The following is a 14,796-nucleotide window of genomic DNA, read 5'->3' on the forward strand; positions in this document are numbered from 1 at the left end:
TGTACGGATTAAAGAGTGGTTTGGGTAAAAAGTAGCACAATTAACAAAAATTACCTAATTTTTAACTGATTTCCAAAACAGTCTCTGTTATAATGAATAACAGTTTCTCAAACAGGTGCATATGAATACGTTATTCTGCTGGAATGTAAGGAGGTGTGCAGGCCAGCACATTTGTTTTCAGGTAATGTATTTTTCCCGTTCGAAATGGTCAGGATTCATGTCCTAATCTATTCGGCTAGAGTACCAGCGCACATGTTTCGACCAAAAAATGGAAAGTGACTTTTGTCCTGAAAACGGGTTTGAGCAAACAGGGAATTATCCCCATTGTGAAAAAATGTAAAATCGAGGAGAATTTGTAGGTGAAAATTGGTTCATGACCATAGTAATATGAATATGGGTAATACTTACAAAAAAGATACAAAATCCCACATATTTTGTTACATTTGGCCATTATATTAAATGGTGTTGATGAGGGAGTTTCCCATGTGATCCATTCGTCACTGAGTCTTCATCTTCAGATTTAGCGGACCATTTCCTTGCATTTCGTTCACTTGTTTGGCCATCACATTGTATCGTCACACTTCATGATAGACAAAAGTTTGCCAATTATCGGAGGGGACACATGTTGGTAAATAATACCAATCTCATCGACTTGGAGCGGGAAAAAGTACAGGTAGCCTTGTTTAATGACACAAAGGCTGAATATCCACAGGATAAGTCGATTCATCAGTTGTTCGAGGAACAGGCAGAAGCTGTGCCACACCGAGTTGCCATCGTTTATGAAAATGAGCGATTAACTTACCAGGAGCTCAACAGGAAGGCTAACCAATTAGCAAGAGCACTGATCGAAAAAGGGATTACAACAGACAGCATCGTCGGTGTGATGATGGAGAAATCCATTGAAAATGTTATAGCTATTCTGGCCATCCTCAAGGCTGGCGGAGCGTATGTTCCTATCGATATCGAATATCCGCGAGATCGGATTCAATATATCCTGCAAGACAGTCAAACCAAAATCGTCATCACCCAGAAAAACATCAGTAACCTTGTTTATGACGTCGGATACCGTGGTCCTGTAGTCGTACTCGAGGAAGAACAGCTGGATTCTCGCTCGGATTCCAATCTTCACTTGCCAAGCAAACCTACTGACATGGCGTATGTCATCTATACTTCAGGCACAACCGGCAAGCCGAAAGGAACCATGCTGGAGCATAAAGGAATCGCTAATTTGCAATCATTCTTTCAAAATTCGTTTGGTGTAACACCTGCAGACAGGATTGGACAGTTTGCCAGCATGTCTTTTGACGCATCGGTATGGGAAATGTTCATGGCTTTACTAACCGGTGCCAGCCTCTACATCCTTTCCAAACAGACGATTCATGATTTCATCATTTTTGAAAACTATTTGAATGAAAATGAATTGACCATCATCACGTTGCCACCCACTTATTTAACTCACCTCAACCCAGAGCATTTTACTTCACTTCGCATCATGATTACGGCAGGTTCGGCTGCCAACTTCCCTTTAGTAAATAGATGGAAAAATAAAGTCAGGTACGTGAATGCATACGGACCTACGGAAACAAGCATTTGCGCGACCATTTGGGAGGCACCTTCCAATGTGCTCCTCAACCAAACGATCCCAATCGGCAAACCGATTCAAAATACGCACACTTATATTGTCAATGAAGAGCTACAATTGCAGCCAATTGGCAGTGAAGGCGAATTATGCATAGGTGGAGTAGGCTTAGCCAGAGGATACTGGAATCGTCCAGATTTGACCGCCGAAAAATTTGTGGATAATCCGTTCGTACCAGGAGAGAAGATGTACAGGACAGGAGACTTGGCCAAATGGTTACCGAATGGAGATATCGAATTTCTTGGTAGAATCGACCATCAGGTAAAAATCAGGGGTCATCGGATTGAGTTGGGAGAAATCGAGTCCGTTTTGCTGAAACATGAACAAATAAAAGAGGCAGTGGTAATCGCTAGAGAAGACCAACACGCTCAACCCTATTTGTGCGCTTACTATATTTCGCAATTGGAAGTAACTCCTTCGCAGCTCAGAGAATATGCCGCTCAAAAGCTTCCTGCGTACATGCTTCCTTCTTATTTCGTGAAGCTGGATAAAATGCCGCTCACGCCGAATGACAAAATTGATCGCAAAGCATTGCCAGAACCTGATGTAACTGCTGAGACAAATCCAGCTTACGAACCTCCCAGAAATCAGACAGAATCGATTCTCGCAACCGTGTGGCAAGAGGTATTGGGAATCGAGAAAATTGGAATTCGCGATAATTTTTACTCACTTGGTGGGGATTCCATTCAAGCGATCCAGGTCGCTGCTCGTCTTCATGCCTATCAACTAAAGCTAGACACGAAAGATTTACTGAATTACCCGACAATTTCACAGGTTGCTCTCTATGTTAAAAGTACGACGAGGAGAAGCGAGCAGGGAATCATCGAAGGCCCTGTTACCTTAACGCCCATTCAACAATGGTTCTTTGAAAAGAACTTTACAAATATGTTCCATTGGAATCAATCGTATGTGTTGTATCGCGAACAGGGATTTGACCCTGCAGCCATCCGAAAGGCCTTGGATAAAATCCTTTCGCATCATGACGCACTACGGATGGTCTATCGGAACGAGAATGGAAGAATCGTTCAACAGAATCGTGGATGGGGTAGCGAATTATACGATTTCCTTCAATATGATCTGACCTCGCATTCGGATGTCCAGCTAGCAATCGAAGAAGAGACGAAACGATTGCATAGCAGTATGAATTTACAAGAGGGACAGTTGGTAAAGGCAGCTCTGTTTCATACACGCCAAGGCGATCATTTGTTTTTGGCCATCCATCATTTAGTCGTGGATGGAATCTCTTGGCGCATTCTGTTTGAGGATCTAGCAACTGCCTACAGTCAGGCCTTAGCCGGAAAAGAAATCGTTCTCCCAGAAAAAACGGATTCTTTTAAAAATTGGGCAGTATGGCTGAACGATTATGCGAATAGTGATGAATTGGTGAGAGAAGTCCCGTATTGGGAGAATCTTGAATCTGGAGCTAGGCATGCTTCCCTCCCAAAAGACTATGAAACGGTGGGCAGTAAACAGAAGAGTATCCGCAACATCCAGGTCGGATTGCTAGCAGAGGAAACCGAACAATTGTTGAAGCAGGCAAATTCTGCTTATCAAACAGAAATCAATGATTTGTTACTGGCAGCGTTGGGGTTGGCCGTTGCAGAGTGGAGCAGGCTTGACCAAATCGTGATTAATTTGGAAGGGCACGGGCGCGAGGATGTGATCGAACACGCTAATGTGACAAGAACAATCGGATGGTTTACGTCCCAATATCCAGTTTTACTAGATTTGAGTCAATTGAATCACTTGCCTGACCATATCAAATGCACGAAAGAAAACCTGAGGAAGATCCCCAATAAAGGCATTGGCTATGAAATTTTAAAATATATGACAGAACCGGAAAAACGACGTTCCTTATCCTTTTCCTTGCGTCCTGAATTGACGTTTAACTACTTGGGTCAATTTGACTCAGGGCTGAACAACGAATTGTTTACCCGTTCTCCGTATAGTTCAGGTAACACGCTCGGTGCGGATGGAAAGAACAATCTGAGTCCCGACTCCGAGATTTATACGCCCTTGAATATTACTGGAAGAATCGAAGGTGGAGAGCTTCTCGTCACGTTTACTTACAGCGACGAGCAGTTTAGAGAAGAGTCCATTCATCAACTCAGTGAGAACTATCAAAAACATCTCCGGGCGATCATCACTCATTGCTCGCAGAAAAAAGAAGTCGAACGGACTCCTAGTGACTTTAGTCTGAAAGGACTTCAAATGGAAGAAATGGACGACATCTTTGAATTACTTGCCAATACGCTTAACTAAATAAGCACTTGCTAATATTTTGTGGGGATAAACATGCTTTCGACTTACATTTTTATGCAAATATGAAAAATAATGTTGATATCGAGGTGCCGGGAATGAGTGTTTTTAGCAAAGAACAAGTACAAGATATGTATTTATTGACGCCCATGCAAGAGGGAATGCTATTTCACGCCTTGCTAGATGAAGAACATAACTCTCATCTTGTACAGATGTCCATTTCGATTCAGGGCGATCTTGATGTTGGTTTGTTTACCAATAGCTTGCATGTGCTGGTAGAGAGATATGATGTGTTCCGCACGCTATTTCTCTATGAAAAATTAAAGCAGCCTTTGCAGGTTGTCTTGAAGGAACGGCCCATTCCCATCCTATTTTGCGATTTAACTGCATACGACGAGCAAGAAAAGCAGCAGCGCTACACACAGTACAAAAGGAATGACCAAGAGAAAACCTTTCAACTAGCGAAAGATTCGTTGATGAGAGTGGCTATTTTCCAAATGACGGAGAGCGAATACCAAATCATTTGGAGTTTTCATCACATACTCATGGACGGTTGGTGCTTTAGCATTATTTTTGATGACTTGCTTTCCGTCTATTTATCCTTAAAGAACGGGGCTCCGATTTCCCTTGATCCGGTGCAGCCATACAGCCAATTTATTCGTTGGCTGGAAAAGCAAGATAAAGAGGCTGCCCTCACATATTGGAGAGACTATCTGGCGCAATTTGAACAGCAAACCTCCTTGCCGAAATTTGGGAAGTCTTCTAGCAAAGCCTTTCTACCAGCACAATATCGTTTTGTGCTGGACGGCATGCTGACGCAGCAGCTTTCTGCGATCGCAAGTCAAAATCAAGTGACATTGCCGACTGTGATTCAAACCTTATGGGGGATTCTCCTCCAATCCTATAACGCTACGAATGATGTGTTATTCGGCTCAGTTGTATCCGGGCGACCAACTGAAATCGTCGGAATCGACAAGATGGTTGGGTTGTTCATCAATACCATCCCATTCCGCATTCAAGCGAAAAACGATCAAACCTTTGCCGACTTGATACAGGATGTGCACCAAAGAACACTGCAATCCCAGTCATATGAGCATGTGCCTTTGTACGATATTCAAAACGATTCCGTATTGAAGCAAGATTTGATCGATCACCTGATGGTCATCGAAAACTATCCATTAGTTGAGGCCTTGCAGAAAAAGGCCTCGACACAGCAAGTAGGTTTTGCCATTTCTGATGTCGAGATGTTTGAGCCTACCAATTATGACATGACCGTCATGGTAATGCCCAAAGAAGAGATTGCGATGCGGTTTGATTATAATGCCGCTGTTTATGACGAAGCCTTTATCCAAAAAATGGCTGGACACCTCAAGCAGATTGCGACTTGCGTGACAAACAATCCGAAGGTCACCCTTCAACAGGTTACCTTGCTGACAGAAACTGAAAAGCAACAGCTAATGGCCAGAAACCTTGATACTTCCGCTGCCTATCCAACAAAAACCATGCACGAGCTCTTTATGGAACAGGTGGAAAGGACACCCGATCAGGTTGCTGTCGTATTCGGAGAACAGCAGTTGACGTATCGGGAGCTAGATGAAAAGTCCAATCAGCTCGCCAGATTTTTGAGAGGAAAAGGGATTGCAGCAGATAGTCTGGTTGGTACGATGATGGATCGTTCCATCGAGATGATTGTAGGAATTCTTGGGGTTTTGAAAGCCGGTGGTGCGTTTGTACCGATTGATCCAGAGCTACCAGAAGAACGAATTGCCTACATGCTCGAGCATAGCGGGATTCGATTGGTAGTGACTCAGCATCATCTACTAGAGAAAGTCACTACTTCTACTGAAAAAATAGATATCAGCGCTCCAGCCATCTGGGAAGAGAGCAGTGCGTCTGTCGAAACGATCAATCATCCAGATGACTTGTTTTATATTATCTACACTTCAGGAACGACAGGGAAACCAAAAGGCGTCATGCTTGAGCATAAAAACATGGCCAATCTGATGCACTTTACGTTTGCGAAGACCAACATCGATTTTCATGAAAAAGTATTGCAGTATACCACATGCAGCTTTGATGTTTGCTACCAGGAGATTTTCTCTACACTGCTTTCCGGGGGACAGCTCTATCTCATCACAAATGAGATGAGACGCCATGTAGAAAAACTGTTTGCCCTTATCCAGGAAAAACAGATCAGCATTTTGTCCCTCCCTGTATCCTTCTTGAAATTTATCTTTAACGAAAAAGATTATGCGCAAAGCTTCCCACGTTGCGTCAAGCACATTATCACAGCAGGGGAACAGCTCGTCGTCACTCATGAGCTACAGAAATATCTGCGGAGCCAGCACGTATTTTTACACAATCATTACGGGCCGTCGGAGACACATGTGGTAACCACCTACACGATGGACCCAAGCATGGATATACCAGAGCTGCCTCCAATCGGAAAACCGATCAGCAACACAGGCATTTATATTTTGGATGAAAAGCTGCAGATGAAACCAGAGGGCATTGTTGGGGAGCTGTATATCTCTGGTGCGAACGTAGGAAGAGGGTATTTGCACAATCCAGAGCTGACTGCGGAGAAGTTTCTCGAGAACCCGTACCAATCAGGCGAAAGAATGTATCGAACGGGTGACCTCGCTCGTTGGATGCCAGATGGCAATATCGAGTTTTTAGGGCGAATCGACCATCAGGTAAAAATTAGGGGTCATCGTATCGAGCTGGGAGAGATTGAATCGCACTTGCTCAATCACGCCTTGATTAAGGAAGCCGTGGTCATTGACAGAACGGATGAGACTGGCGGTAAGTATTTGTGCGCCTATGTCGTTTTGACAGACGAGGTCAGTAACGAGGAGCTGCGTGCGTACTTATCAAGAACGCTGCCAGAGTATATGATCCCTTCCTTCTTTATGAACTTGGAGCGGATTCCGGTCACACCTAATGGAAAAACAGACAGAAGAGCTTTGCCCATACCTGAGGGGAATGCTTTTACGGGAGCGGATTACCTCGCTCCGACAACCGAACTGGAACAGAAAATGGCGGCGATATGGGAAAACGTACTCGGCGTGTCTCCGATTGGCATTCAGGATAATTTTTTCACACTGGGGGGTCATTCGCTAAAGGCGATTCATCTTATTTCCCGGATGCAAAAAGACTGCCAAGCAGATGTTCCGCTTCGCGTGTTGTTTGATAGACCAACCATTCAAGAAATCGCCAAGTATGTGGAAGGTGAAGAGGAAGGAACGTATCTCGCTATTCCGCAGGTTGTCACGCAAGAGCACTATCCTGTATCCTCTGCGCAAAAACGCATGCTCATTTTAAACCAGCTCGATCCGGATAGTACGGTGTACAATCTGCCGGTTGTGACGGTACTCGATGGAGAATTGGATGTGCAACAGCTGGAGAATGCCATTTCCAATCTGGTGCGTCGTCATGAATCGCTGCGAACCTCCTTCCATACCATCAACGGTGAGCTGGTTCAACGCATCCATCAGGAAAGCAAACTGCCAATCACCTACATGGAAGCGACAGAAGAACGTTTGAATCACGTCATCACGGATTTCATGCGTCCGTTTGATTTGGAAAAGGCTCCATTAAGTCGGGTTGGATTGGTCAAACTGGGAGAGCGGCGCCATGTCATGATCATCGATATGCACCATATCATCTCAGATGGAGTGTCTTCGCAAATCATCCTGAATGATCTTGCACAGCTCTATCAAGACAAATCCTTGCCAGAGCAACGCATTCAATATAAAGACTTCGCGGTTTGGGAAAAAGATCTTGCACAGTCAGACGAATTCAGAAAACAGGAAGCGTATTGGACCGAGCGATTCGCTGGTGAAATTCCTGTTTTGAATCTGCCTTTGGACTACTCTCGACCGTCTGTTCAAAGCTTTGAGGGCGTACGTTATTCATTCCGCACAGAAAAACAGCTGCTGGATGACTTGCAACGAGTGGCGGCCGATACTGGTACTACGCTCTACATGGTGCTCATGGCAGCCTATCATGTTTTACTCGCAAAATACTCCGGGCAAGAAGACATGGTGGTCGGAACCGTGACAGCTGGAAGAACACACCCTGACACCGAAAGCATCACGGGTATGTTCGTCAACACGCTGGCAATGAGAAATCAGCCGGTGGCAACCAAAAGCTTCAAGCAATTTTTACGAGAAGTGAAGGATAATACACTCGCTGCATTTGAGCATGGGGAGTACCCGTTTGAGGAACTGGTTGAAAAGCTGGCGGTCAATCGAAATCGAAGCCGCAATCCATTGTTTGACACCTTGTTCATTTTGCAAAACATGGATGCCGATCCAATCAAGATTGAAGGCATGACAGTGACGCCTTACGTGCCAGAGGGCAAAATGGCGAAATTCGATTTGTCGCTCGAAGCAACCCAAAACCATGCAGGTCTCATGTTCTGCTTCGAATTTTGCACCAAATTGTTCAAGCAGGAGACCATCGAACGTATGTCGCGTCATTACATCCAAATCTTGCAACAAGTCATCACGAACACGGACTTGGCTCTCTATCAGATGGAGATGCTCACCGAGCAAGAAAAGCAGGAATTGCTGGTCCATTTCAATGACACATTCAAGCTTGTTGAGTTGGAAAGCACACTTCCACAGCTATTTGAAGAACAAGTACTGAAAACCCCTGATCAAATCGCGTTGGTTTGCGGGGACAAACAGTTGACATATTTGGAGCTCAATAAGAAAGCCAATCAGCTTGCTCGTACATTACGGAAAAAAGGAGTAAAGGCTGACGAACGAGTTGGGATAATGACAAATCGTTCCTTGGAGATGGTGATTGGAATCCTTGCCATTCTCAAAGCTGGCGGAGCATACGTGCCTATCGATCCAGAATATCCGAATGATCGCATTGCTTACATGCTCGAAGATTGCGAAGCTCGTTTGGTGCTTACCCAAGAGCATCTTGGAACAAAGGTTGTTGCAGGAGTGGAATGCCTGTATCTGGAGGATAAGAGTAACTATTCTCGTATCACCACAAACCTTGACCCGATTCATACGGCTACCAATTTGGCTTATATCATTTATACATCGGGTACGACAGGCAGGCCAAAAGGGGTCATGGTGGAGCACCGCGGTATTGTCAACAGTGTGACGTGGAACAAAGAAGAGTTTGCCTTATCTGTCCATGACAGAGGTTTGTTGGCTCTATCCTTTGCCTTTGATGGTTTTGTCCTTACCTTCTTTGCGTTAATTCTATCCGGTTCAACTGTTATCTTGACGAAGGATGAAGAAGCCAAAGATCCGATAGCGCTCAAAAACCTGATCTCAACATGGAGTTGCAGCTACACGTTATGCGTGCCAAGTTTGTTCCAGGCGATTTTGGAATGCAGCACCACAGACGAGATCAGTCCGATGAAAATGGCCGTGCTCGGGGGAGAAAAGCTCTCGCCGAAGTTAGTTGATATGTGCAAAGAGATGAATCCGCAGATGATTGCTGTCAATGCGTACGGTCCGACAGAAAGCAGCGTTATCGCCACCTATCTGTGCGATACGCTCCCGGATGCTCCGATCACGATTGGACGGCCAATCGCAAACACAAGCATATACATCGTGGACCATTCGCACCAACTGCTACCGATCGGTGTAGTCGGAGAGATATGCATAGGCGGACTCGGATTGGCACGTGGATATTGGAACAAACCAGAGCTTACCGAGGAGAAGTTTGTTTCCAATCCATTTGAGCCAGGTGAACGCATGTACAAGACGGGCGACCTTGGCAGATGGCTCCCTGACGGTACGATTGAATTCGCAGGACGCCTGGATGAACAAGTCAAAGTGAGAGGATACCGGATTGAGATCGGGGAGATAGAATCGGTTCTTCTCAGCTATGAAACGACAAATGAAGCGATTGTTGTTGCTTATCAGGATGGAAGCGGGGACGCGTATCTGACGGCCTATTTCACCGGGAAAGACAGCATCTCGGAAGCGGCGCTTCGAACACATCTATCTCAAGAACTGCCAGCGTATATGGTACCAACCTATCTGGTTCAACTGGATGCTTTCCCGCTCACGCCAAATGGCAAGATCGATCGCAAAGCACTGCCGAAGCCTGAAGGAAAGCCTACAACAGGTGTGGAGTATGTCGCGCCTGCTAATGAAGTAGAGGCAACACTGGCCAAGATTTGGGAAAACGTCCTTGGCATCTCCGGTATCGGAGTAATGGATAACTTTTTTGAGCTGGGTGGACATTCCTTGAAGGCGATGACGATAGTGGCGCATGTGCATCGGGAGTTTCAAACCGATCTTCCTTTGAAGCATTTGTTTGAACATCCCACCGTTCGAGCCTTGTCCAGGCTGATAGCAAACAGTGAGAATACGCCAGATGCATCGATTCAGCCAGCAGAAGCACAAGATTACTACCCAGTATCATCTGCCCAGCAGCGGATGTATGTGCTCCATCAGTTGGAAGGCTCGGGTATCAGCTACAATACGCCTGGGATGATCATGCTAGAGGGTCAACTGGATCGCGATCAATTGGTGCATGCGCTGCAAGCATTGGTAGATCGTCACGAAATCTGGAGAACCTCCTTTGAGATGGTAGGAGATCAGCTGGTCCAAAAAATTCATGACCACGTGGAAGTGGAAATGGAGTATCGGAGTGCGGAAGAACATCAGATCGATGAAATTTTCCATGCGTTTGTCCGTCCATTTGATCTGGCTGTTCCGCCACTGCTGCGCATGGGTCTCGTGCAAATCTCGGATGAACGTCATCTGCTCTTGTATGACATGCATCATATTGCTTCGGATGCCTCGTCCGTCACGATTATCTTCAATGAACTAGCGGAATTGTACCAAGGCAGACAATTACCGGAGCTGCGTATCCAATACAAAGATTTTTCTGTCTGGCAAAAACGCTTTAACGAGTCAGATGACTTCAAGAAGCAGGAAGAGTATTGGCGCCATGCTTTTGAGGGGCATTACACGGTCTTGGAGATTCCGACAGATTTTCCACGCCCAGCTGTGAAAAGCTTTGAGGGTGATCAAATCGTACTTGCTACCGATAGACCTCTGCTGGAAGCTTTACACGCGCTGGCTGCAGAAACGAAAACGACCTTGTTTATGGTCTTGCTAGCCGCCTACAATTTGCTGCTCTCGAAGTATACGGGGCAGGATGATATCGTTGTCGGAACGCCAATCTCCGGCAAGACGCGCGCTGAGCTCGAACCAATTGTCGGTATGTTCGTCAACACGCTAGCAATCAGAAACAAACCGACAGCAGAGAAGACCTTCAAGGAGTTTCTGATGGAAGTCAAGCAGAATGCCCTGGATGCCTATGGTCATCAGGATTATCCGTTGGAAAGTCTGGTTGAAAAGCTTGGCATTCAACGTGATCCGGGACGCAATCCACTTTTTGATACCATGTTCATTCTGCAAACCGACGAACTGTACCAAAAAACACTGGGTCAACTGACCTATCATCCTTATGAATCGACGAGCGCGCTTGCTATTTCAAAGTTCGATCTGTCTTTTCACCTGACTGAAAGGGAAACAGACCTGTTGCTGCGACTGGAGTACAGCACCAAGCTGTTTAGAAGAGATACCGTAGACAGAATGTCGCGTCATTTCATGCAAATTCTACGCAATGTTACGGCAGAACCTGATAGGCAGCTTCAAGCCATTGAGATGCTGACGGCAGAAGAAAAACAGTTGTTGCTGGTGGAGTTCAATCATACAGACAGAGAGTACGCGGAAGACCAGACTATACAACAGCTCTTTGAGGAACTAGCAGCGAACACGCCTGATCAAACGGCCGTTGTATTTGAAGAGAATCAGATGACGTACCAAGAGCTCAATGAAAGAGCGAACCAGCTAGCTACCGTATTGCGAGAAAGAGGAGTAGGGCCATCGCAAATCGTCGTCATGATGGTAGAACGCTCCTTGGAAATGGCGATTGCCACACTTGCCATTTTAAAAGCTGGCGGTGCCTTTTTGCCAGTCGATCCGGATTATCCCGAAGAAAGAGTCCGTTACATGATCGAGGACAGTCAAGCGAAGCTCGTGCTAACGCATAATCACTTGAGCCACAAGGTGTCCAGTCAGGCAGAAATTATTGATTTGGACGACGCAGGTAGCTATTCGTCGCATACAGACAATCTGCTTTGCATCAATAAGCCGTCTGATCTTGCCTATATCATTTACACGTCCGGTACCACTGGCAATCCAAAGGGCGTCATGCTGGAGCACAAAGGAGCAGCCAATCTGCAAGCGGTGTTCAGGAATCAACTTGGCGTAACGCCACAAGATCGCCCAGGACATTTTGCGAGTATCTCTTTTGACGCATCGGTGTGGGATATGTTTATAGCTCTTTTGACAGGAGCGACCTTGTATATCATCTCCCGCGATACGATCAACGATTTCCGCAAATTTGAGGAATACGTCCACAAAAACGGTATTACCATTCTCACGTTGCCGCCGACGTATGCCATTTATCTTGAGCCTGAACGTATGCCGTCATTGCGTATCCTGATTACTGCTGGATCGGCAGCATCTACCGCGTTGGTAGAGCAATGGAAAGAGAAAGTGACCTATATCAATGGCTACGGCCCTACAGAGAGTACGGTTTGCGCGACACTCTGGAAAGCTTTGTCCCATGAACCAGTTGGTCAGAGCATTACGATTGGCAAACCTATTCAAAATACGAAGCTGTTCATCGTGGATGAACAAATGCAATTGAAGACAGTCGGTCAAATAGGTGAATTGTGCATCAGCGGGGTGTCGCTCGCCAGAGGATATTGGAATCGACCAGAATTGACGGTTGAAAAATTCGTCGACAATCCGTTTGTGCCAGGAGAGAAGATGTATCGCACCGGAGATCTTGCCAAATGGCTTCCGGACGGAAATATCGAGTATCTCGGCAGAATCGATCATCAAGTGAAGGTGCGCGGTCATCGGGTAGAGCTGGGCGAAGTCGAGAGTGTTCTGTTGCGATTTGAGACGATTATTGAGGCAGCAGCCATTACACATTTAGATGACCAGGGGCAACCTTACCTGTGCGCATACTATGTAGCCGATGGGGAAGCGAGTACGGCTCAACTGCGTGAATTCATGGGAAAAGAATTGCCAAATTATATGGTTCCCTCCTTCTTTGTTCAGTTGGAGAAGATGCCGTTGACACCGAATGATAAAATTGACCGCAAAGCATTGCCGAAGCCAAGCCACGAAGAGAAATCGGGCAGAGAATACGAAGCACCGCAAAACGAACTGGAACACTTACTTGCAACGACTTGGGCAGAGGTATTGGGAATTCAGCAAGTGGGAATGAAAGACAACTTCTTTGAATTGGGTGGAGATTCCATCAAAGCCATTCAGGTATCCACGCGTTTGCACGCATCAGGCTGGACGCTGGCGATGAAGGAACTGTTCCAATATCCGACCATTGAACAAGTTGCTCCCCATGTCATACCGAACAACAGAGAGAGCGATCAGGGAGTAGTAGAAGGCGAGATTAGCTTGACGCCCATCCAGAAGTGGTTCTTCGAATGCAATTTGACGGACCGTCACCACTGGAATCAGGCTGTCATGCTGTTCCGAGAGGATGGCTTCGATCCGGGACTTGTTCAGCAGGCATTCTACAAAATCATCGAGCACCACGATGCGTTGCGAATGATATACAAACAGGAGAATGAGACAATCACGCAAATCAATCGAGCGCTGACAGGTGAGCGATTCCGTTTCCATTCGTATGACTTGAAAGACCATGCAAATAGCGCAGCTCATGTTCTAGAGTTGTCTGATCATATCCAAAGCAGTATCGATTTGGAACAGGGACCACTCGTCCACTTGGCACTCTTCTCCACAAAGGAAGGGGACCATTTACTGATTGCCATTCATCATCTGGTCGTGGATGGAGTCTCATGGCGCATCTTGTTTGAAGATTTTTCATCTGCCTATTCGCAGGCTCTACACGATCAAGAGATTGTCTTCCCGAAAAAGACAGATTCATTCAAGGATTGGTCGGCTCAATTGCAAAACTATGCGGAGAGTGACGAGCTTTTACGTGAAGCTGCGTACTGGCACAACCTCGAGAGCACGACCACGGCAGAAAAGTTGCCAACCGATTTTGTTACAGCTGATCGTAAGCAAAAGCACACCCGTACAGCGAAGGTCGAGTTGACTGCTCAAGAGACAGAAAACCTGTTACGTCACGTTCATCATGCCTACCACACAGAAATGAATGACCTGTTGCTGACTGCATTGGGATTAACCGTGAAAGAGTGGGCGAATACCAACTACGCTGTCATCAACCTGGAAGGTCACGGTCGCGAAGATATTCAGAATGAAATGAATGTGACCAGAACGATTGGATGGTTCACATCCCAGTTCCCTGTCGTGCTTGATATGGAAAAATCAAAGGACTTGTCATACCAAATCAAGCAAATCAAAGAAAGCTTGCGCCATATTCCGAAAAAAGGAATTGGCTACGAGATTTTACGCACGATGACGGCGGATACACTGCGTCCATCTCTGGAATTTAGCCTGCAACCGGAAATTAGCTTTAACTACCTCGGGCAATTTGATTCGGATGTAAAATCTGGTGGATTTACTTTCTCACCAATTGGTACGGGTCAGCTTTTCAGTCCAGAATCGGAGAGAGCATTTTTGTTGGATATTTCCGGGATGATTGAGGATGGAAAGCTCCAAATCAGTTTTGGTTACAGCAGCCTCCAGTATAAGGAAGAAACCATTGCGAAATTGGCAGACAGCTATCGGAATCACTTGCTCAGCATTATTGAGCATTGCATGTCAAAAGAAAATGGAGAATTGACCCCGAGTGATCTGGGTGATGATGATCTCTCCATGGAAGAACTGGAGAACATCCTGGAATTAATTTAATCAGGCGACATGAGAAATGCATTCCTCCAA

2 protein-coding genes are annotated in these 14,796 nt (G+C 45.8%); both read left to right on the forward strand.

Features of this window, described 5'->3' with window-relative positions:
* The first annotated feature begins 622 nt into the window (after positions 1–622).
* A complete protein-coding gene (tycA, locus tag ACQ5DJ_RS03825) occupies positions 623–3,901 on the forward strand; it encodes a tyrocidine non-ribosomal peptide synthetase TycA (protein WP_429841255.1) in 3,279 nt (1,092 codons plus the stop codon).
* 95 nt (positions 3,902–3,996) lie between these two features.
* Positions 3,997–14,766: a tyrocidine non-ribosomal peptide synthetase TycB gene (tycB, locus tag ACQ5DJ_RS03830; RefSeq protein WP_429841256.1), complete on the forward strand. Its 10,770-nt coding sequence runs from the start codon at positions 3,997–3,999 to the stop codon at positions 14,764–14,766.
* The last annotated feature ends 30 nt before the right edge of the window (positions 14,767–14,796 follow it).

This window comes from Brevibacillus sp. FIR094 (genome assembly GCF_050477165.1).
GTDB lineage: Bacteria > Bacillota > Bacilli > Brevibacillales > Brevibacillaceae > Brevibacillus.